Annotated in this window: 18 protein-coding genes, 1 tRNA gene and 1 riboswitch; of the genes, 14 read left to right on the forward strand and 5 right to left on the reverse strand. The window is 59.9% G+C overall.

The window, feature by feature from the left end:
* The first annotated feature begins 181 nt into the window (after window positions 1–181).
* The 7 genes from phoR to phoB all read left to right on the forward strand — a co-directional run bounded on the left by phoR (window position 182) and on the right by phoB (window position 8,007).
* Window positions 182–1,405 (forward strand): phosphate regulon sensor histidine kinase PhoR, encoded by a 1,224-nt coding sequence (phoR, locus tag FHT93_RS13225; RefSeq protein WP_183848389.1) that lies wholly within the window; start codon window positions 182–184, stop codon window positions 1,403–1,405.
* Between the two features lie 198 nt (window positions 1,406–1,603).
* Window positions 1,604–2,638: a substrate-binding domain-containing protein gene (locus FHT93_RS13230; protein ID WP_112541682.1), complete on the forward strand. Its 1,035-nt coding sequence runs from the start codon at window positions 1,604–1,606 to the stop codon at window positions 2,636–2,638.
* A gap of 168 nt (window positions 2,639–2,806) precedes the next feature.
* Window positions 2,807–4,288: a phosphate ABC transporter permease subunit PstC gene (gene pstC, locus FHT93_RS13235; RefSeq protein WP_112541681.1), complete on the forward strand. Its 1,482-nt coding sequence runs from the start codon at window positions 2,807–2,809 to the stop codon at window positions 4,286–4,288.
* The gene (gene pstA, locus FHT93_RS13240; protein WP_113203359.1) at window positions 4,285–5,607 is read left to right on the forward strand and encodes a phosphate ABC transporter permease PstA; all 1,323 of its coding nucleotides are present in this window, start codon (window positions 4,285–4,287) and stop codon (window positions 5,605–5,607) included. The genes pstC and pstA overlap by 4 nt, the downstream gene beginning before the upstream one ends.
* Window positions 5,608–5,621: 14 nt before the next feature.
* Window positions 5,622–6,437 (forward strand): phosphate ABC transporter ATP-binding protein PstB, encoded by an 816-nt coding sequence (gene pstB, locus FHT93_RS13245; RefSeq protein WP_003588779.1) that lies wholly within the window; start codon window positions 5,622–5,624, stop codon window positions 6,435–6,437.
* A 44-nt stretch (window positions 6,438–6,481) separates the two neighbouring features.
* Window positions 6,482–7,195, forward strand: a complete 714-nt coding sequence (gene phoU / locus FHT93_RS13250; RefSeq protein WP_037101140.1) for a phosphate signaling complex protein PhoU — start codon at window positions 6,482–6,484, stop codon at window positions 7,193–7,195.
* A gap of 128 nt (window positions 7,196–7,323) precedes the next feature.
* Window positions 7,324–8,007, forward strand: a complete 684-nt coding sequence (gene phoB, locus FHT93_RS13255; protein ID WP_003570612.1) for a phosphate regulon transcriptional regulator PhoB — start codon at window positions 7,324–7,326, stop codon at window positions 8,005–8,007.
* Between the two features lie 133 nt (window positions 8,008–8,140).
* On the opposite strand, the gene FHT93_RS13260 is transcribed toward phoB, so the two are convergent.
* Together FHT93_RS13260 and FHT93_RS13265 are read right to left on the reverse strand one after the other, a co-directional pair.
* On the reverse strand, window positions 8,141–8,929 hold the full coding sequence (locus FHT93_RS13260) for a pyrroline-5-carboxylate reductase (protein ID WP_183847912.1): 789 nt from the start codon (window positions 8,927–8,929) through the stop codon (window positions 8,141–8,143).
* 298 nt (window positions 8,930–9,227) lie between these two features.
* The gene (locus tag FHT93_RS13265) at window positions 9,228–9,758 is read right to left on the reverse strand and encodes a GcrA family cell cycle regulator (protein WP_112969922.1); all 531 of its coding nucleotides are present in this window, start codon (window positions 9,756–9,758) and stop codon (window positions 9,228–9,230) included.
* 425 nt (window positions 9,759–10,183) lie between these two features.
* Here FHT93_RS13265 and FHT93_RS13270 point away from each other — a divergent pair, with 425 nt between their 5' ends.
* From FHT93_RS13270 to FHT93_RS13285, 4 genes are all read left to right on the forward strand, one after another.
* Entirely contained in the window at window positions 10,184–11,383 is a 1,200-nt protein-coding gene (locus tag FHT93_RS13270) for an aspartate aminotransferase family protein (RefSeq protein WP_112541677.1), read from the forward strand.
* Between the two features lie 45 nt (window positions 11,384–11,428).
* On the forward strand, window positions 11,429–12,346 hold the full coding sequence (gene argF / locus FHT93_RS13275; protein WP_112541676.1) for an ornithine carbamoyltransferase: 918 nt from the start codon (window positions 11,429–11,431) through the stop codon (window positions 12,344–12,346).
* 91 nt (window positions 12,347–12,437) lie between these two features.
* On the forward strand, window positions 12,438–13,433 hold the full coding sequence (locus FHT93_RS13280) for an Hsp33 family molecular chaperone (RefSeq protein WP_183847914.1): 996 nt from the start codon (window positions 12,438–12,440) through the stop codon (window positions 13,431–13,433).
* 129 nt (window positions 13,434–13,562) lie between these two features.
* A complete protein-coding gene (locus FHT93_RS13285; protein WP_112541674.1) occupies window positions 13,563–14,153 on the forward strand; it encodes a hypothetical protein in 591 nt (196 codons plus the stop codon).
* Between the two features lie 60 nt (window positions 14,154–14,213).
* On the opposite strand, the gene apaG is transcribed toward FHT93_RS13285, so the two are convergent.
* Window positions 14,214–14,606: a Co2+/Mg2+ efflux protein ApaG gene (gene apaG / locus FHT93_RS13290; RefSeq protein WP_112541673.1), complete on the reverse strand. Its 393-nt coding sequence runs from the start codon at window positions 14,604–14,606 to the stop codon at window positions 14,214–14,216.
* 188 nt (window positions 14,607–14,794) lie between these two features.
* The gene (locus FHT93_RS13295) at window positions 14,795–15,979 is read right to left on the reverse strand and encodes an O-succinylhomoserine sulfhydrylase (RefSeq protein WP_113146935.1); all 1,185 of its coding nucleotides are present in this window, start codon (window positions 15,977–15,979) and stop codon (window positions 14,795–14,797) included.
* Between the two features lie 46 nt (window positions 15,980–16,025).
* Window positions 16,026–16,104: riboswitch (SAM riboswitch) on the reverse strand.
* Window positions 16,105–16,177: 73 nt separating this feature from the next.
* Between FHT93_RS13295 and FHT93_RS13300 the strand changes: the two genes are divergently transcribed.
* Window positions 16,178–17,272 carry a 2'-deoxycytidine 5'-triphosphate deaminase gene (locus FHT93_RS13300; protein ID WP_183847916.1) on the forward strand — a complete coding sequence of 365 codons (1,095 nt, stop codon included), beginning with the start codon at window positions 16,178–16,180 and terminating at the stop codon, window positions 17,270–17,272.
* 59 nt (window positions 17,273–17,331) lie between these two features.
* A tRNA-Gly gene (locus FHT93_RS13305) sits at window positions 17,332–17,405 on the forward strand.
* Window positions 17,406–17,415: 10 nt separating this feature from the next.
* On the opposite strand, the gene FHT93_RS13310 is transcribed toward FHT93_RS13305, so the two are convergent.
* Window positions 17,416–17,697 (reverse strand): hypothetical protein, encoded by a 282-nt coding sequence (locus FHT93_RS13310; RefSeq protein WP_112969918.1) that lies wholly within the window; start codon window positions 17,695–17,697, stop codon window positions 17,416–17,418.
* Between the two features lie 360 nt (window positions 17,698–18,057).
* Between FHT93_RS13310 and FHT93_RS13315 the strand changes: the two genes are divergently transcribed.
* The gene (locus tag FHT93_RS13315) at window positions 18,058–18,441 is read left to right on the forward strand and encodes a VOC family protein (RefSeq protein ID WP_183847918.1); all 384 of its coding nucleotides are present in this window, start codon (window positions 18,058–18,060) and stop codon (window positions 18,439–18,441) included.
* Window positions 18,442–18,454 lie beyond the last annotated feature (13 nt).

Raw genomic sequence — 18,454 nt, forward strand, 5'->3', positions numbered from 1 at the left:
AATCCGATGCGTGAGCAAAGCATAATCCGGTGCTGAGTGCTGCGGCTTTTCGTACAAGTTTCGGAAACGGAAAACTTCTGTCATGAAACGCGGCTATCAGGCAGAGTTTGAATGTGAAGAAAAACGAATCGATGCCGTGAGGGGCCGTTTGGAAGACCAAATGCCGTGGACAAAAAGCCTGTTGGCGCGCATCCGGCGCGAACGCCCGGTTTTGCTGGCGACGCTGCTGAGCGCGCTTGTCGCGCTTGCTGCGGGCATGAACAAATGGATCGTATTCGCCCTGCTGCTCGTTATGATCGTCACCTCGCTCTTCAACGAGGCCCCGGTCATCAGGCCCGATGTCGTCGAACCGGTCGAACCCGAGCCCGAAGTGCCTCCGAGCCGCCTGCCTGAAGTCTCCGCCACGCTGGCCGGCCTCGATATCCCGGTCATGGTGCTCTCGGAAGATGCCTCGGTGCTGTTTCAGAACCGGGCGGCAGAAAAAGCCTTCGGCGAGGCGACGCTCGGCTCCCATATATCGGCACGGTTGCGTTCGCCTGGCGTGTTGGACATGGTGCGCGAGACCATCGCCACCAACGCCCCGAACCAGATCGAGCATTCCGAGCGGCTGCCTTCGGAGCGCGTCTATATTGTTCGCAGCGCTCCTGTCGAATTCAAGGATGATGACGGCCGCAACGAGCGCTATTACATCCTTTCCTTCCGCGATATTTCCGAGGTTCGGCGCATCGATCGCATGCGCTCGGATTTCGTCGCCAATGCAAGCCACGAGCTGCGCACGCCGCTTGCCTCGCTGCGCGGCTTCATCGAAACCATCCAGGGCCCGGCAAAGAATGATCAGAAGGCGCAGGCGCGCTTCCTCGGCATCATGTTCGACCAGACGACACGCATGAGCAGGCTTGTCGACGATCTCCTGTCTCTCTCCAGGCTGGAACTCAAATCGCACATCGCTCCCGACGAGAAGGTGGATCTCGTGCCGCTTCTCGGCCACGTCAGGGACTCGCTTCTGCCGCTTGCAAGGGATGTCGGCGTCTCGATCAACCTGCATCTGCCCGAGGGCAAGGTCGAGGTCCTGGGCGATCGCGATGAGCTCGTTCAGGTCTTTGAAAACCTGATGGAAAACGCCTGTAAATACGGCCAGGAGGGCGAGATCGTCGATGTCTGGTTGAAGAACGGGTCGGGCCAGCCCGTCGAGGTCAGCGTTATCGACAAGGGGCCTGGCATTCCCGCCGAACACGTGCCGCGCCTGACGGAGCGCTTCTATCGCGTCAGCATTGAAGACAGCCGTTCGAAGAAGGGCACCGGCCTCGGGCTTGCCATCGTCAAGCATATTCTGACGCGCCATCGTGCACGGCTGATCGTTAAATCCGAGGTGGGCAAGGGAACCGAGTTCACGGTGCGCTTCTGACGCAATATGTCGCACACTATTTTGAAGTGTCGTGTTTTTACTTTAATAATCAATAGCTTAATCTGTCATAAATGTTTCACCGATTTGACATAAAAGGACGGTGCTTAAGGCGCTAAGAGAGTCCTGCCGATGAAAAAAGGCAATGCGAGGGCCTCTTTGAGGCCGCACTCACACAAGCCCAAATGCCGGGAGATTCAAATGAACACCTTTAAACTTACTGTTGCCGCGCTCGCTGCAACCGCCGCTTTCGCTGGCGTTGCTGTCGCCCGCGACCAGATCCAGGTTGCTGGTTCGTCCACCGTCCTGCCGTACGCAAAGATCGTTGCCGAATCCTTCGGCGAAACCTTCACCAACTTCAAGACGCCGGTCGTCGAATCCGGCGGCACGGGCGCTGGTCTGAAGGAATTCTGCAAGGGCGTCGGTGAAGACACGATCGACGTTGCCAACGCTTCGCGCCCGATCAACAAGAGCGAAGCCGAAGCCTGCAAGGCTGCCGGCGTAACCGACATCCAGGAAGTCAAGATCGGCTACGACGGCATCGTCTTCGCAACCGACTCTTCCAACCCGGATGTTGCCTACGTTCCGGCCGACATCTACAAGGCCCTCGCAGCCCAGGTCGTTGTTGACGGCAAGCTCGTCGCCAACCCGTACAAGAAGTGGTCCGAAGTCAACCCGAAGCTTCCGGCTGTTGATATCGCTGCCTACATCCCGGGCGAAAAGCACGGCACCCGCGAAGTCTTCGAACAGAACGTTCTCGCTGCTGGCTGCAAGGCTTCCGGCGCAACCGACGTTATCGCCAAGGAAATCGCCGACAAGGCTGCCCAGGGCAAGGCTTGCGTCGCAGTTCGCAAGGACGGCGCTGCCGTTGACATCGACGGCGACTATCCGGAAACGCTGGCACGCATCGCTGCCAATAAGACCGGCGTTGGCGTATTCGGTCTCTCCTTCTATGAAAACAATGCCGACAAGCTCAAGGTTGCGACCATGAGCGGCATCGTTCCGTCGACGGAAACCATCGCTAACGGCACCTACCCGGTTTCCCGCCCGCTGTTCTTCTACGTCAAGAAGGCACATCTCGGCGCCGTTCCGGGCCTGAAGGAATATGTCAACTTCTTCGTATCCGACCAGATGATCGGCCCTGACGGCCCGCTCGCCGAATACGGTCTCGTTGCTGCTCCGGATGCAGAGCGCGATGCGATCCGCAAGGACGTAGAGGCTGGCAAGACCATGTAATGAACTTTGCCGGCGCGACGCTAGGGGGCGTCGCGCCGGCATCGCCTTATCCATCCGGCTCCAATGGGGCGCCGGACGGGTGAACTTCTTCTCCATGATAATGAAGCCGATGGCACGCTCCTGGAGCTGCCGGGTTCTTTGGGGGCTGTGGGCCTGGGGACGTAACGAATGAGCACATCAATCATACTCTTGTGCCTGGTGGTGATCGGCGCCGTTGCCTATGTGGCTGCGCGCAGCCGCGCTAGCGCACTTTCCGGAGGCAGATCTGCTGCCCTGCATTCGCGGCCGGCCTATTATGGCTCCTATGCCGCGATCTGGGCTGCTCTGCCGTCCCTGATCGTTCTGTGTGTCTGGCTGGCTGTCAGCCCGGGCATCATCTCTTCTTCCGTTCGCGGCGCCTTTCCTGACGACGTGAAGGCGCAGCCGGCCGTCCAGCAGGATCTCGCCTACAGCATGGTCGCCACCATTGCCCGCGGCATGAACCTGCTGACCTCGGATGAGGTTTCCTCCCTCTCGGGCAATCCCGCGGGCTTGCAGGCAAAGCTCAGTGAAAAGGGTGTGCCGCTCGCCGGCGAGCCGCAGCCTTACATGATCGATGCCGCAAAGACCCTGAACTCTGAGAGCATGACGAGCCGCACCATCATGACGGCGATCGTTCTGCTCATTTCCGTCGCAGGCGCCTTCTATGCGTTGCGCTCGGTTGCTCCGCGCTTCCGCGCCCGCAATCGTGTCGAGCGTGTCATGCTCTGGGCGCTGCTCGTTGCATCCTCCATCGCCATTCTGACGACGATCGGCATCGTTCTCTCGATGCTGTCAGAAGCGGCCCGTTTCTTCTCCGTCGTTCCCTTCGTCGACTTCTTCTTCGGAACGGTCTGGGATCCGCGCTTTGCCGGTGCGGGCAGCTCCTCCTTCGGCCAGTTCGGGCTTATCCCGCTCCTGCTCGGCACGCTCTATATCGGCCTGGTCGCCATGCTGGTCGCCGTGCCGGTTGGCCTCTTTGCCGCCATCTATATGGCCGAATACGCCTCTCCGAAGATCCGCTCGATCGCCAAGCCACTTCTCGAAGTGCTCGCCGGCATTCCGACCATCGTCTACGGCTTCTTCGCGCTCGTCACCGTCGGGCCGTTTCTGCGTGATTTCTCGTCGCAGATCAGCGGTCTCCTGACCGGTAACTATACGAACTTCATCCAGGCGCAGAGCGTCATCACCGCCGGCATCGTCATGGGCATCATGCTGATCCCTTACGTTTCCTCGCTGTCGGATGACATTATCACCGCCGTTCCGCGTGCCTTGCGCGACGGTTCGCTCGGCCTCGGCGCCACGCGCTCCGAAACCATCAAGAAGGTCGTCCTGCCCGCAGCTCTTCCCGGTATCGTCGGCGCGCTGCTGATGACGGCTTCCCGTGCCATCGGCGAAACCATGATCGTGGTTCTGGCCGCCGGCGTCGCCGCCCGTATCCAGATCAATCCCTTCGAGCCGATGACGACCGTGACCGTCAAGATCGTCAACCAGCTGACCGGCGACCTTGAGTTCACCTCGCCGCAGACGCTGGTCGCCTTCGCACTTGGCATCACGCTGTTCTGCATCACGCTTTGCCTCAACATTTACGCGCTCTACATCGTGCGCAAATACCGGGAGCAGTACGAATGACGAATATTGTTTCCCCCGTCAGCGGCGTCACCGTTTCCAAGGCGCCCCCGCGTCGCGATATCGGCATCAAGCGTCGCTATGCCGCCGAGCGCCGGTTCCAGGCCTATGGCATCGCAGCCATAGCGTTCGGCCTCATCTTCCTCTTCATCCTGCTCTGGACGGTCATCAGCAACGGCTATACGGCCTTCCAGCAGACGTCGATCACGCTGCCGATCGAGTTCGCCGAGAAGACGCTCGACCCGGACAACAAGCGTGCAACCGACCCCTCGGTGCTGGTCGCTGCCAACTATCCGGTTCTGCTGCGTGACGCGATCGTCAAGCAGCTCGGCATTAATGCGTCGAGCCGTCCTGACGTGCGCGACGCGTCCGCCATGCTGTCCAAGGGCGCGCCGATCCAGTTGCGTGACATGGTCGTTGCCGACCCGTCGATCATCGGCAAGACCGTCAATGTCACGGTGCTTGCAGATGCCAATATCGACAGCGCCAACAAAGGCCAGATCAATCTTTCGGTCGATGAGAAGAACCGCAAGGTCAACGACAAGCAGGTTGCCTGGATGAACGAGCTGAAGGCGAGCGGTGCTCTACACAAGACGTTCAACACCGGCCTCTTCGTCAACGGCAATTCCAGCCGTCCGGAAGCCGCAGGTCTCGGCGTCGCCCTCATCGGCTCGCTCTACCTGATGCTCATCGTGCTTGCCCTTTCGCTGCCGATCGGCGTCGCAGCCTCGATCTACCTCGAGGAATTCGCGCCGAAGAACAAGCTGACGGATCTGATCGAGGTCAACATCAACAACCTCGCCGCCGTTCCGTCGATCGTCTACGGTCTGCTCGGCCTGTCGGTCTTCATCAACTTCGCCGGCCTGCCGCGTTCGGCATCGCTCGTCGGGGGCCTGGTGCTGACCCTGATGACGCTTCCAACGATCATCATCGCGACGCGTGCGGCGCTGCGCGCCGTACCGCCGTCGATCCGCTCGGCAGCCCTCGGCCTTGGCGCCTCGAAGATGCAGATGGTGTTCCACCATGTGCTGCCGCTTGCAATGCCCGGCATCCTGACCGGCACGATCATCGGCCTTGCCCACGCACTCGGCGAAACTGCGCCGCTGCTCCTGATCGGCATGGTCGCCTTCGTCGCCCAGGCGCCGGCCACTCCGCTCGATCCCTCCACGGCACTTCCGGTTCAGGTCTACATGTGGGCCAACGAAGCCGAGCGCGCATTCGTGGAAAGAACCTCGGGTGCCATCATCGTCCTGCTCCTGTTCCTGATCGTCATGAACATCGGAGCTATCCTCTTGCGTCGTCGCTTTGAGCGCCGCTGGTAAACGGAGTAAAGATCATGAACATGTTGACGGAAGCCGCAGTCGAGAAGGCGCTGGACCAGAAAATGAGCAACGTTCCGTATAAGATGATCGGTCAGGATGTCTCCGTTTATTACGGCGAGAAGCGTGCGCTTTTCGATGTCAATCTGAACATCCGCGAAAACACCGTGACCGCGCTGATCGGCCCCTCGGGCTGCGGCAAGTCCACCTTCCTGCGTTCGCTGAACCGCATGAACGACACGATCGACGGCTGCCGCGTCACCGGCAAGATCACGCTCGACACGGATGATATCTACGATCCCGATATCGACGTCGTCGAACTGCGCGCCCGCGTCGGCATGGTGTTCCAGAAGCCGAACCCGTTCCCGAAGACGATCTATGAAAACGTCTCCTACGGCCCGCGCATTCACGGTCTGGCAAAGTCCAAGGCCGACCTCGACCAGATCGTCGAGACCAGCCTGCAGCGCGCCGGCCTCTGGAACGAGGTCAAGGACCGCGTGCATGAATCCGGCACCGGCCTTTCCGGTGGTCAGCAGCAGCGTCTGTGCATCGCACGCGCCGTTGCGGTCAGCCCGGAAGTCATCCTGATGGACGAACCCTGCTCGGCGCTCGACCCGATCGCGACTGCAAAGGTCGAAGAGCTGATCCACGAGCTGCGTGAAAACTACACGATCGTCATTGTGACGCATTCCATGCAGCAGGCCGCGCGCGTATCACAGCGTACGGCCATGTTCCACCTCGGCAACCTGGTCGAGGAAAACGATACTGACAAGATGTTCACCAATCCGGACGATCCGCGCACCCAGGACTATATCATGGGCCGGTTTGGCTGATTTTGGCAATGTGAAGCCTTCCCGATTTTCGAGGACAAAGCCCCATGGCATCGACACATATTTTTTCCGCCTATGACGACGATCTGAAGTTCCTGTCCCGGCGCATTTCCGAGATGGGTGGTCTTGCCGAACAGATGGGCGCCGACGCAGTTCGCGCGCTGGTCAACGGTGACACCGCACTCGCTCAGAAGGTCATTTCCGACGACGTGATCCTCGATCACGCTGAACGCGAGATCAACGACAAGGCGATCGTCACGATCGCCCGCCGCCAGCCGATGGCGTCCGACCTTCGCGAGATCATGGGTTCGATCCGCATCGCCGCCGACCTCGAGCGCGTCGGCGATCTCGGCAAGAACACCGCAAAGCGCGTTATCGCGGTGCAGAGCACCGGCGTTCCGCGCAAGCTCGCCCGCGGTCTCGAGCATCTCTCCGAACTGGCGCTGGTCCAGCTCAAGGAAGTGCTCGACGTCTACACCAATCGCTCGGCCGACAAGGCCAAGTCCATCCGCGAGCGCGACGACGAGATCGACGCGATGTACACCTCGCTGTTCCGCGAACTCCTCACCTACATGATGGAAGATCCGCGCAACATCACGAGCTGCACGCATCTTCTCTTCTGCGCCAAGAACATCGAGCGCATCGGCGACCACGCGACCAACATCGCCGAGACGATCTACTATATGGCAACCGGCGCCCAGCCGGAGGGCGAGCGTCCGAAGGACGACAGCTCCAATACCGTTGGTGCGGTCACGGAGTAATCCGGACCTGCCGATTGCGTGCGCGCCCCGTCGGGGCGCGCAAGGGTCGCAGCCAATTCCGAGTCTTGCATGGTCCCTTGCTTAAATCACCCCCGGTTTAAGGATCATGCATTAGGAGACTGACACGCATGATCCCAAGAGTTGCAGTTGTTGAAGATGAAGAGGCGCTGAGCGTGCTTCTCCGCTACAACCTTGAAGCCGAAGGTTTCGAGGTGGATACGATCCTTCGTGGCGACGAAGCCGAAATCCGGCTTCAGGAGCGCACGCCGGACCTGCTCATCCTTGACTGGATGCTGCCGGGCGTTTCCGGCATCGAGCTCTGCCGTCGGCTGCGCATGCGGCCGGAAACCGAGCGCCTGCCGATCATCATGCTGACGGCGCGCGGCGAAGAGAGCGAGCGCGTTCGCGGTCTTTCGACCGGCGCGGACGACTATGTCGTCAAGCCCTTCTCCACGCCGGAACTCGTCGCCCGCGTCAAGGCGATGCTCCGACGCGCCCGTCCCGAGGTGCTCTCCACCGTTCTGAAATGTGGTGATATCGAGCTCGATCGCGAAACGCACCGCGTCCATCGCAAGAGCCGTGAAGTTCGCCTCGGCCCGACCGAATTCCGCCTGCTGGAATTCCTCATGTCCTCGCCGGGCCGCGTCTTCTCCCGCTCGCAGCTTCTCGACGGCGTCTGGGGCCATGATATCTACGTGGACGAGCGCACCGTCGACGTCCATGTCGGCCGCCTGCGCAAGGCGCTGAATTTCTCCAACATGCAGGATGTCATCCGCACCGTGCGCGGCGCGGGATATTCCATGGAAGCTTAAGCTTAGTCCGAGTGATCGGAGGTCCAGACGGGTCGCTCGCTTGCCGGGCGGCCCGTTTGTCTATCTGGCCCCCCTAGCTCCTTATGAAAACCGACGCGAGGCGCCGAAAGCGAACCTCGAAAGGATCTGCTTTTTACAGACGAATGCGCACAAGAATTCGATCAAGAGCCTTTTGCAGAGCCGCAGTGCCGCCAAACGCACGAAAGTCTTCGAGCACCTGTTCGTTCAATCCGCCCTTGGTCGAATGCTCGCCGATGAGTTCATCGAAACTCGCGACAGGTTTTGAACGGGCGGCATGGGCGAGGCCGGAAAACAGTTGACGGAGGTAGGCGTCGCCAGCCGCTCCCGAGAGCCCCTTGCTCTGCAGCCAGGTCGACGTCGCGTCCAGGATGCCGAAATAGCTGGCCATCAGGCAGCTCGCCACCGCGAGAAGTTCGAACTCCTGCTTGTCTTCAACCTGAATCGCCGTTCCGAGCGCCGAAAAGAGGGTGTGGGAGACCTCGTCGGGAGGGTAGATCGCAGTCGCCCCCTGGAGATCGGCGACGAACGGAAGTGGAATTGCCAGGCTCAGGCGAACCGGCCGATCGATCCACGCCAGCAGTTGATCCATTGGCGTAGCCGCGACAAAGCTGATGACATGGTGGCCCGGCCGAAATCGAAGCGAGCGGATGACCTCCTCGGCAATTTGCGGCCTCACTGCCAAAAATACGAGATCGGAACGGTCGAGAACATCCTGGTTGCCCACAGCGATAGACACATTCCCGTTTGCCGCCGCGAGCCGGGAGGCGACGCCTGCGTTACGAGGTGACAGCGCGATGGGTGTGTCGCCAAATGCTGTCTTGCCCAATCCGGTGACGACAGCCTCGGTAATCGTGCCCGCCCCGACGAACCCCATTGTCATCCGCTTTATATCGATCTCCATTGGCACCCCCCAAGCGACTATGTGTGCCGTGCTACTCCACGAGAATACCGCATCTGTATCAGAAAATCGCGCCACAGCGCCACGACCACCAGTCCATGCCAGCATGGGGCTGAAACGCATCGATGGTCTTGGCCACATAAGCTCGCATTGTCAGGCAGGTGGATGCAGGCAGAGATCGGCCTTCCGCAGATCGTGGTCAGGAACCGTTTTCCGGCGTTCCTGTGCCGGCTAAAAAATCACCCCTCCGCGCGAGGCGAGGAGGGGTGATGATACATTGCGTCTGTTGGAAGATCGCTGCTCAGGCGACCCGGACAGCCTTGCGGCGTTCGCTCACCGGCTGATAGGCGAGACGCTGGTGGTAGTTGCAATAGGGCGATGAATCCGGGGAGTCGCAGCCGCAGAAGTAGAAATCGTCCTTCAGCGGATCGCCGACCGGCCACTTGCAGGTGCGCTCCGTCAGTTCCGTCAGGCCGAGGCGGCGCGAAATAGGCACGACCACGTTTTTGGCCGGCACGTATTCCATTTCCTCGACCGTTTCGATCTCGATCTCTTCCTTCAGCATCGTTGCGCCCTGCTGGCGCGTCACGGTGCGGGTGGCGATGCGAGATGCATAGTTCGGGGCGCGGGGCGCAGAGGTGTTGCGCTTGGGCGCACGCGCCGTGGTTGCGGTGCCGCCGGCCTTGGCGCGGCCGGGAAGACTGAGCCGGTGAACCTTGCCGATAACAGCGTTTCTACTTACTCCGCCAAGTTGCGCAGCGATCTGGCTGGCACTCAGTCCCTCCGACCAAAGCTTCTTGAGCTTTTCGACACGCTCGTCTGTCCAGTTCATGCCCTGTCTCCACCTTTCGCGTTGGTGATGGCAGAATCCCTCACCGTTGCCTCGGAAGCCTCCGAAGCAAGAAACGCCTGATCAATTTTGGTGACTAGTTCCGCCGCATGCAGTCTAGTAATTGAACTTTAACCTAGTGTGAGCCTGACTCTGTGACAAGAGTCGCAGGAATCCGATGAATCCGAATTCGTAGTTTTCCCCAACTTGCTTCCCGGGAGAGTCATTTCTGCAACATTAGCTGTTGATAGACCTGTAATGCGGATTGCAGGCTTGACGCATGCGCTAAATCCTCAGTTTTGTTGACATTGCAGTGCGAAAAGTAAATAGTGCTTCAGGCCGCCGAAAGGCGGCATTTTTAATTTTTCGGACCTGGTTTTCTTAGCCGGAGTCCGTTGCCTCAGAGCCTGATTGAAGGAGATCGCGCCATGGCTGAAGCCTCGCCGCTTTATGATACCTATTCTCGTGCCCCGCTGCGGTTCGAGCGAGGTGAAGGCGTCTGGCTGATCACCGAAACCGGCGAGCGATATCTGGATTTTGGTGCGGGCGTTGCCGTTACCTCTGTCGGACACGGCAATCCGCATGTCGTGGCCGCTCTCAAGGATCAGGCCGACAAGGTCTGGCACCTCTCCAACGTCTATGAGATCCCCGGCCAGGAGAAGCTTGCCAACCGCCTGACCGAGGCCACCTTCGCCGACAAGGTGTTCTTCACCAATTCCGGCGCCGAGGCGCTCGAATGCGCCATCAAGACGGCACGCCGCTACCAGTTCTCCAAGGGCCATCCGGAGCGCTTCCATATCATCACCTTCGAAGGCGCCTTCCACGGCCGCACGCTGGCGACGATCGCAGCCGGCGGCCAGGAAAAATATCTCGAAGGTTTCGGCCCCAAGACCCCCGGTTTCGACCAGGTTCCTTTCGGCGATGTCGAGGCGGTACGCGCTGCGATTACCGACAAGACGGCCGGCATCCTCATCGAACCCGTGCAGGGTGAGGGTGGCGTGCGCCCGGTAACGCCTGAATTCATGAAGGCGCTCCGCCAGCTCTGCGATGAGCATGGCCTGCTCCTCATTCTCGATGAAGTTCAGACCGGCGTCGGCCGCACCGGAAAGCTCTTTGCCCATGAATGGTCGGGTGTCACGCCCGATATCATGGCTGTTGCCAAGGGCATCGGCGGCGGCTTCCCGCTCGGCGCCTGCCTTGCGACCGCAGAAGCAGCCTCGGGCATGAAGGCCGGCACGCATGGTTCGACCTATGGCGGCAATCCGCTGGCCATGGCCGTCGGCAACGCGGTCCTCGATGTCATCCTGGCCGAGGGCTTCCTGCAGCACGTGCGGGATGTGACCCTCGTCTTCCGTCAGGGCCTTGCCTCGCTCAAGGATCGCTATCCCGATGTGATCGAGGATATCAGGGGCGAAGGTCTACTGCTCGGCGTCAAGGCTGCCATCCCCTCGGCAGAACTGCTGAAGGAAATTCGCGCAGCACACCTTCTGGCGATCCCGGCGGGCGACAATGTCATCCGCCTGCTGCCGCCGCTGGTCGTAACCGCCGAGGAGGCGCGCGAGGGTCTTTCCCGTCTTGAACGCGCTGCCGAAAGCATCCGTGCCGCCAAGGTCAAGAAGACCGCTTGATAGGATATTGCCCCGCCCGCTGGCGGGCGTAGCAGGTAACGAACAATGGCTTCCCCCAAACACTTCCTCGATCTCTCCGCAGTCACCGCTTCCGACCTCAGAACCATCATGGACGATGCCAAGGTGCGAAAGCAGGCATTCAAGGCTGGTTCCGCCGACAAGCCGCTCGCCGGCAAGATGCTGGCCATGATCTTCGAGAAACCGTCGACCCGCACCCGCGTCTCCTTCGATGTCGGCATGCGCCAGCTCGGCGGCGAGACGCTGTTCCTGTCGGGTACTGAAATGCAGCTCGGCCGCGCCGAGACCATCGGCGACACGGCCAAGGTCCTGTCGCGCTATGTCGATGCCATCATGATCCGTACGACCGAGCACAGCCGGATGCTGGAGCTTGCCGAGCATGCCACGGTGCCCGTCATCAACGCGCTGACGGATGACACCCATCCCTGCCAGATCATGGCTGATATCATGACCTTCGAAGAGCATCGCGGCCCGATCAAGGGCAAGACGATCGCCTGGACCGGCGACGGCAACAACGTGCTGCATTCCCTCGTGGAAGGGGCTGCCCGTTTCGGCTACCGCATGAACATGGCGGTACCCCTTGGTTCCGAGCCGAAGGATCACTATCTGAACTGGGCCCGCAATGAGGGCGCCGAAATCATGCTTTACCATGATGCTGACCGTGCGGTCGCCGGCGTCGATTGTGTGGTGACCGATACCTGGGTCTCCATGAATCAGGAACATCGGGCCCGTGGTCACAATGTCTTCCAGCCTTATCAGGTCAATGCGCATTTGATGGCGCAGGCCGGCAAAGATGCATTGTTCATGCATTGCCTTCCCGCCCACCGCGGCGAGGAGGTGACGGATGAGGTGATCGATGGCCCGCAGTCCGTGGTCTTCGATGAGGCGGAAAACCGTCTTCATGCGCAGAAGTCGATTCTTGCTTGGTGCCTGGGCGCGATCTGAACCATAATCGGATGTCGCGAGTCCAAAACTCGCGGCTGCGCAAGCAGCCGGTACGCTAGCCGGCTGCTCTGACAGAACAGGAGTGAAAGCCATGGCAGAAGCTGCCGCCGCCCTCGGCGAGTTCGATTTCGCCGGCGATGATCATGTCGTCCCCTTCCAGGTGGAAGGGCTGGATGTGCGCGGTCGCGCCGTCCAGCTCGGCCCGATGCTGGATTCGATCCTCGAGCGCCATCACTATCCCATGCCCGTCGCCCGTCTTCTGTCGGAAGTGGTGGTGCTCACGGTGCTGCTCGGCACCTCGCTGAAATTCGAGGGCAAATTCACGGTCCAGACCAAAAGCGACGGCCCCGTCGATCTACTGGTCGCCGATTTCTCCACGCCAGAAAATGTCCGGGCCTACGCCCGCTTCGATCAGGCCTTGCTCGACAAGGCGATTGCGGCAGGCGAAACGGAACCGGAACAGCTGCTCGGCAAGGGCGTGCTCGCCTTCACCATCGACCAGGGCAAGTTCAGCCAGCCCTATCAGGGCATCGTCGCGCTTGACGGTACCTCGCTGGAAGACATAGCCGGTGTCTATTTCCGCCAGTCGGAGCAGATCCCGACACGTGTGCGCCTTGCCGCTGCCGAACTCTTCGACCGCGACGAGAACGGCAAGCCGCGTCACCGCTGGCGGGCAGGGGGCCTCGTCGCCCAGTTCCTGCCGGAAGCGCCGGAGCGGATGCGCCAGCCCGATCTTCATGGCGGCGATGGCGACACGGCTACGCGCGCCCATGTTGAGGATGATGCCTGGACGGAGGCCCGCTCGCTCGTTGAAACGGTCGATGCCGACGAACTGACCGATCCGCAGGTCGGCACGGAACGCCTGCTCTTCCGCCTCTTCCACGAACGCGGCGTGCGCGTCTACGATCCGCGGGCGGTCTTCGATCGTTGCAGCTGTTCGCGCGAAAAGATCGGCGGCGTGCTGAAGGGCTTCAGCGCGGAGGAAATCGAGGCGAGTCAGGAAAACGGCGAGATCGCGGTGACCTGCGAGTTCTGCTCCACGACCTATCGTTTCCCGGTGGACGAGGTCGCGTCTCAGCTTACTTAGTATTCCCAGTTGAAAGGGAAGAACGTCCAATAAAAACAGGCGATGGTACAGCACAGTGACTCGACTTTTGGTAGTCACTGTGTGCCTATGCGTTTCATTGGTTGGTCTATGAAAACGGGATGGGTGCCAATGAAGCTGTTGTGTTTGCTTCTCGCGCTGATAGCTGCGGTGCCGCAAACGAGCTTCGCCAGTGACGAGACAATGCTATGGAAAGAAGTCGGCGGCTGGACGGTGGCTGCCGACCTGACTTTGGGCAGCGCCTGCTTTGTAGCGACGGCCTTTGAGGATCGTACACTTTTCCGTCTTGGCTTCAATTTCCTCGATAAGGACCATCCCTTTTATATTCTGATGGTCAATGACAATTGGAAATCGTTGGAGGAAGGCAAGCAATACCCGATCGAGCTCTATCTGGACCGCTCCAAATGGACTGTCGATGCAAGCGCTGTGGTCTTTAACGGTGAAAAGGGACTACGCATTGATTTTAAAGATACTAACTTGGTTAGCGAGTTTGCCGTCAAGTTGGGTTTTCGCGCCGATTTTAACGGCAAGCGAATAGTCGCCCTTAGTCTGAAAAACTCCGTCAAGGCTATTGATGAGATGATCGCCTGTCAGAAGGCCGTTGACGCTGTCCTGGCCAAACAGCCGAAACCGCCACAGTCAAAGGATCCATTCGATGCAAAACCGGATGCTCAGACCGCCTCGGATCCGTTTGAACTTTAACAGAGATTGACGACTGAAGGCTCAAGATTGACGCATCGTCGCAAATAGCGAGGCTACGCTTTAGTTCAGCACCCTGAGCAGGCCGGGTGAATCGAGCGAGAAGGCGGGTATGTCGACATCGAACATCTCGCCTTCGTCCGTCTCCATCTGGTAGTGGCCAAACATCAGGCCGGATGGCGTATCCAGCGGGCAGCCGGAGGAATATTCATAGGTATCGCCCGGCTGCAACCGCGGCTGCTCGCCGACGACGCCGGGGCCGCTGACCTCGTCGATCTGCCCGTTCTGGTCGGTAATGTTCCAGTAGCGGTTGACGAGACGGACGGCGATATCGGAGTTGTTGCTGATCACCACACGATAACCCCAGACATAGCGATCGTCTTCCGGATCGGATTGCTCCTCCAGATAAAACGGCTCGACAACGACTTCGATATCTCGTGTGAGGGCGCGGTACATGCCTTACACCTTAGTCAGGATACGTTACCCGTATCTTATACGAGGACTCTTCCGTCAAGAAACGGTACAGTGATCGCGGCCTCACTACCTTCAGTTGGGCCGCCTTTCGTTCATTAAGCCTAACTCTCAGTGTTAATTTCAAGGCAAATGCGACGGCCGCGGCGTTTGCCGGCGGCCGTGCCTTGATGTCAGGCCGAAACCTTGGCCAGAGCGCGAGCGAAATCTTCGATGAGATCGTCCGTATCTTCGATACCGGCCGAGAGGCGTACCGTGCCCGGCGAGATGCCGAGTTCGGCGCGAGCCTCATCCGTCAGATTCTTGTGCGTGGTCGTTGCCGGATGGGTGATCAGGCTCTTGGAGTCGCCGAGATTGTTGGAGATTTTCACGATCTCAAGCGCATTCTGCAGCGCGAAGGCCGCTTCCTTGCCGCCCTTTAGTTCGAAGCAGACGAGTGTCGAGCCGCCCGACATCTGCTTGGCGATGATATCGGCCTGCGGATGGTCCTTACGGCCGGGATAGATGACCTTGGCGACCTTGCCCTGATCAGCGAGGAAGTCGGCGATATCAGCCGCATTCTGCGTCTGCTGCTTGACGCGCAGCGGCAGCGTTTCGATGCCCTTCAGCAGTGTCCACGCATTGAACGGCGACATGGCCGGGCCGGTATGGCGGAAATAGTCGTGGAGGTTCTCGTCGATCCATTCCTTGTCGGAGAGAACGACGCCGCCGAGGCAGCGGCCCTGGCCGTCGATATGCTTGGTCGCCGAATAGACGACGATATGGGCGCCGAGCTCCAGCGGCTTCTGGAAGAGCGGCGTTGCAAACACGTTGTCGACTACGACCTTTGCGCCAATCTGGTTGGCGAGCTTGGCGACACCTGCGATGTCGACAACTTCCAGCGTCGGATTGGTCGGGCTTTCCAGGAAGAAGACCTTGGTCTTTGGGGTAATAGCCTTTTCCCAGTTTTCGAGGTCGCGACCGTCGATCAGCGTGCAGTCGATCCCGTATTTCGGCGCCAGCGTCTCAACCACCCAGCGGCAGGAGCCGAAGAGGGCGCGCGCAGCAACGATATGATCGCCGGCCTTCAGCTGGCAGAGGATGGCAGCAGTAACAGCGGCCATGCCGGAAGCGGTGGCGCGGGCGTCTTCAGCGCCTTCCAGCATGCACATGCGCTTTTCGAACATGTCATTGGTGGGGCTGCCGTAACGCGCATAGATGAAACCATCGGTCTCGCCCTTGAAGCGCGCTTCGGCTGCTTCGGACGTATCGTAGACGAAACCCTGCGTGAGATAGATTGCCTCTGAAGTCTCGCCATACTGCGAACGGAGCGTTCCGCCGTGGACGAGTTGGGTTGCTGGGCGCCAGGTCTTGCTCATGCCATCACCACTTTCAAACAACAAAAAAACCGGCCGCAAATGCAGACCGGTTTTCAACCCGGTCTTTTTAGCCACTTGTTTAACGTGGCTGCAAGCCGACCGGCCAAATCACCACGGGATAAATTTGCAATACTGCCGTTCTAAGCTTGCGTCAATTCCCCGACTTTGGTTTTGTCTCGGCGAGTATATGGATGGAGCATGATGGCTCGCGAAACTGGAATTTTGGCTGACCGCGCAATTGCCGCGCTGTTTGAAACCGGGCGTCTTCAAAGCGAACGCGAGCTGGATCGCGACCAGATCCAGCCGGCAAGCCTGGATCTGCGGCTGGGCGCCAAGGCTTTCCGGGTGCGCGCCAGCTTCATGCCTGGCCCGTCCCATCTCGTTTCCGACAAGCTCGATCGGCTGAGCCTGCATGTGATCGACCTCAGCGAAGGCGCGGTACTGGAAACCGGCTGCGTCTATATCGTGCCGCTGATGGAGCATCTCGATCTGCCGGCCAATATGTCGGCCTCGGCCAATCCGAAGAGCTCGACCGGTCGCCTTGATATCTTCACGCGTGTCATCACCGATTACGCGCAGGAATTCGACAAGATCCCATCAGGCTATTCCGGGCCGCTCTATCTCGAAATCAGCCCGCGCACCTTCCCGATCGTCGTGCGCCGCGGCTCGCGTCTCTCGCAGATCCGTTTCCGTTTCGGCCAATCGGTACTCGGTGAGCCGGATCTTCTGAAACTGCACGAGACGGAAACGCTGGTCGCAGCCAAGCAGCCGAACATTTCCGGCGGCGGCATCGCGTTGTCGATCGACCTGACGGGCGACAAGGACGGCCTGATCGGCTACCGCGGCAAACACCACACCGCCGTCGTCGATGTCGACAAGAAGGCCCAGCACGATATCTATGATTTCTGGGAACCGCTCTACAGCCGCGGCCGCAACGAACTGATCCTCGACCCTGACGAGTTCTATATCCTGGTCTCGCGCGAGGCCGTACACGTTCCCCCGCACTACGCGGCGGAAATGACGCCCTTCGACCCACTCGTCGGCGAATTCCGCGTCCACTATGCCGGCTTCTTCGACCCCGGTTTCGGCCATGCTCCGGCAGGCGGTCGCGGCAGCCGCGCGGTGCTCGAAGTGCGCAGCCACGAAGTGCCCTTCATCCTCGAAGACGGCCAGATCGTCGGCCGCCTGATCTACGAACACATGCAGGAACAGCCCTCGAGCCTCTACGGCTCGGGTCTTGGCTCCAACTATCAGGCCCAGGGCCTGAAGCTGTCGAAGCATTTCCGCATCTGATATGCGGTGACGCCGCGACTTGACAGCGGCGGCCATCTGTTGGAAGTCTCAAGCGGTTGGCGGGTGTAGCTCAATGGTAGAGCAGCAGCTTCCCAAGCTGAATACGAGGGTTCGATTCCCTTCACCCGCTCCAGCTTCCCTCCTCAATCTCTTCCGAAAATTGTGATTGGCCGATATCGACGATGCGCGATCGCAAGCGAGCGATCCGGGCGAATGATATAGGTTTCCTCGACCTGCCGGCCGTACTGGTCGATGAAATCGTGCGGGAAGGTCGAGCCGATTGGCGACTTGGTAAGCTTCGAACGTGGCTGACCGCTATAGGTGATGCTGCCGGGAATGGGTTCGAGGCCGGGACCGTTATACTCGACGGTGGTGCAGCCGGCGAGCGCCAGCGCGCTGATCAGGCCAAGTGCGATCAGTTTCATGTTGGATGCCTTTCTTTCCGCAGCACGGCGCCATTCTACCTCAAATCGCCGAAAGCTCACGACACAAACGGCACCGGTGTCTTCAACCCTTCGGGAAGAGGCTTACGACCAACAGCCTGCTGCTTGGCGAAAGTGACTCGCCCGGCGATGTTGCCGCTCTTGGGCCGATCTGCTAGAGCGGCAATGTCGAAAAAGGCAGGACCGGATAAGGTAAGCCCGGTCCCTCCCACCATGGGAAGCTCTGCTCCGTGTATCACACGAGAACCCGCGACGTGGCCCGCATGCGAATGCGGGGTCCCGGCGGCATGCGGAGCGTTAAAAGACGCACTCCTCCGGGATTTATTCTCAAAGGAGACAGTCATGCGTTTGAACCATCTTGATTTCTACGTGCCCGATATTGCCGCTACGGCGGATTTCTTCCTGCGGTATTTCGCTCTCGAATTGCGGGAGATGAACGAACGGATCGGCCGGGCGATCCTCGACGACGACCAGGGCACGGAGGTCGTTCTCAGTCGCCCGTTGTCAAAATTCGGAAGTGCCGATCAGGTCGAGCTGCAGCGACAAACCTATCATATCGGCTTTATCCTTGCTGAAAGGTCGGATGTCGATGGGCTTCATGGCCGCCTGGCAGCGGACAGCGCCGCTGTCTCAGGGCCGCCTGCCGCCATTCGCGGCGGCTGGCTCTTCCATTGCACCGCGCCCGGTAACATTCTTGTCGAAGTCGGCTGGCGTCCACCGGTCTGAACAGAGACCTGAA

The organism is Rhizobium sp. BK379, assembly GCF_014193955.1.
Taxonomy (GTDB): Bacteria; Pseudomonadota; Alphaproteobacteria; order Rhizobiales; family Rhizobiaceae; genus Rhizobium.